The 1,791-nt window shown below is 61.6% G+C and carries 4 protein-coding genes; 3 read left to right on the top strand and 1 reads right to left on the bottom strand.

The window, feature by feature from the left end; translation table 11 throughout:
* Positions 1-192: 192 nt before the first annotated feature.
* Complete coding sequence (locus AAFX91_RS41380; protein ID WP_394570316.1) at positions 193-576, bottom strand: chlorophyllide reductase; 384 nt, start codon at positions 574-576, stop codon at positions 193-195.
* 101 nt (positions 577-677) lie between these two features.
* On the opposite strand from AAFX91_RS41380, the gene AAFX91_RS41375 reads away from it, so the two are divergent.
* From AAFX91_RS41375 to AAFX91_RS41365, 3 genes are all read left to right on the top strand, one after another.
* Positions 678-1,244, top strand: coding sequence for a DUF2975 domain-containing protein (locus AAFX91_RS41375; RefSeq protein ID WP_394570315.1), 567 nt, complete (start codon positions 678-680; stop codon positions 1,242-1,244).
* Between the two features lie 7 nt (positions 1,245-1,251).
* Positions 1,252-1,467: a helix-turn-helix transcriptional regulator gene (locus AAFX91_RS41370; protein WP_130582596.1), complete on the top strand. Its 216-nt coding sequence runs from the start codon at positions 1,252-1,254 to the stop codon at positions 1,465-1,467.
* A gap of 66 nt (positions 1,468-1,533) precedes the next feature.
* Positions 1,534-1,722 carry a hypothetical protein gene (locus AAFX91_RS41365; protein WP_394570314.1) on the top strand — a complete coding sequence of 63 codons (189 nt, stop codon included), beginning with the start codon at positions 1,534-1,536 and terminating at the stop codon, positions 1,720-1,722.
* Positions 1,723-1,791: the final 69 nt, after the last annotated feature.

The following is a 1,791-nucleotide window of genomic DNA, read 5'->3' as shown; positions in this document are numbered from 1 at the left end:
CGCGAAACTACTTCGCCGTCGTCGCCATTGCCGCCACTCTGCTCTGGATAAGGTAACTGTCCACACGGCCTAGCGTCTCCGCGATTTGTAGGGTGGGCAAAGCGAAGCGTGCCCACCACCATTGCGCGAAATGCTCTTGATGGTGGGCACGCTTCGCTTTGCCCACCCTACACATCGGCGCATCGAGAAAGACTAATCGGTCAGGCGGCATCCGGCGCGCTTGAGCATGTCGCGCACGATGAGGGGCGTGGCTGCAGTCTCGGTTGATGGCACCGTATTGGGCACGCCCTCGATCGCCTCACGCGCATTTTTCGCATCAAGTGTGAGCCGCCGCGCGCAGGGCGGCAGCGGCAAACCTTGATCGCGCGCGGCATCAAGGAGCCATCCGGCGGTTTCGCCGGCAGCGGCAAGATAGGCCGTCAGCACCTGGCGCGCGGTCGGATTTGTGGCGGCCTGGTCCAGCATCGCTTTCACCTGTGCGACGGAGATCTGCGCGCGGGACGTGGATGGCTGGGCATGGGCAGCCGCGATCAAAACGAAAACGCTCGCGATACCGGCAGTGAGACGATTGAGCATGATTTTACTCCGAGCTCTGATGTTGACTTGCAGATAATTATTATCGTAAAACGATAATACAACGTCAACGACCCCGTCGGAGGTTCAGCATGATCACATCCTTGTCGCCGGAGCTTTCCCAGCCGGGGCCGCGGCCAAAGCGGCTCGAGCGCATCCGCGTCGTCAGCCGCATCCTGGCCCGTTCATGCATGGGTGTTTCAATCGTCCTGGCCGTGGCACTGGCGGCGTACTGGATGGTCAGCACCGATGAGGCCATCCTGCGCGACGCGCGGCTGGGCGGCATCGCGATCCGCCCGATCGGCTGGCCTGTCCGCCTGGCAGGCCTGGCGATTTCAGCCGTGCCGCTGGCGTGCCTGATCTGGGGATTGTTGCAGGCTCGCCGGTGTTTCGAGTCGTTCGCGGCGAATCGCTTCTTCACGCCCGAGAACAGCAGCCGATTGCGTGGTCTCGCGACCGCGATGCTTGCTTCGGCGGTGCTGAAACCGGTCGTCGGGGCCGCGCTCTCGGTGGTGCTGAGCTCGCAGACCTACGCGCAGGGCAAAGACCTCGTCATCAATCTCAGCTCCGATTCGCTGTTGGCGTTGCTGTTTGCCGGCCTGGTTTCCGTGACGGCCTGGGTGCTCGCGGAAGCCAGTTCGATCGCCGAAGAGAACGCTCAATTCGTCTGAGGCAAACATGCCGATCCGAGTCCGGCTGAACGTGATGCTGGCCGAGCGCAACGTCAAATCGAAGGAGCTTGCCGAATATGTCGGCATCACCGAAGCCAACCTTTCCCTGCTCAAGCAAGGAAAGGTGAAGGGTGTCAGGTTCGATACGCTGGAGCGGATCTGCGCCTATCTCAAGTGCCAGCCGGGCGATTTGCTGCGCTATGAAAACGACGAGCCCGCGTAAGGCGGTCTGCAACACCAAGCTTTAACGTTCTCGCGCTATCGCCGTGCCGACAGAGGAGTACCGCGTATGGACATGATGAGCATGGTCTCGGGCATTCTGGCCATGCAGGCCGGCGGCCTGCAGTCGCAGATTCAGACCTCGATCATCAAATCCAATGCGGACGCCGAGAAATCCGCGGTCCAGACGCTCTTGGGTGCCCCATCCACGGCCAACCTGGCCTCCGGCGTCGGCGGCAATATCAATCTGGTCGCCTAGGCCGTGTGGACAGTTACCTTATCCAGAGCAGAGTGGCGGCAATGGCGACGACGGCGAAGTAGTTTCGCG

Origin of the sequence: Bradyrhizobium sp. 31Argb (genome assembly GCF_043638955.1) — a bacterium.
Taxonomy (GTDB): domain Bacteria; phylum Pseudomonadota; class Alphaproteobacteria; order Rhizobiales; family Xanthobacteraceae; genus Bradyrhizobium.
Note: the sequence above shows the minus strand (reverse complement) of the source record. Positions and strands in the feature narration are given on the sequence as shown.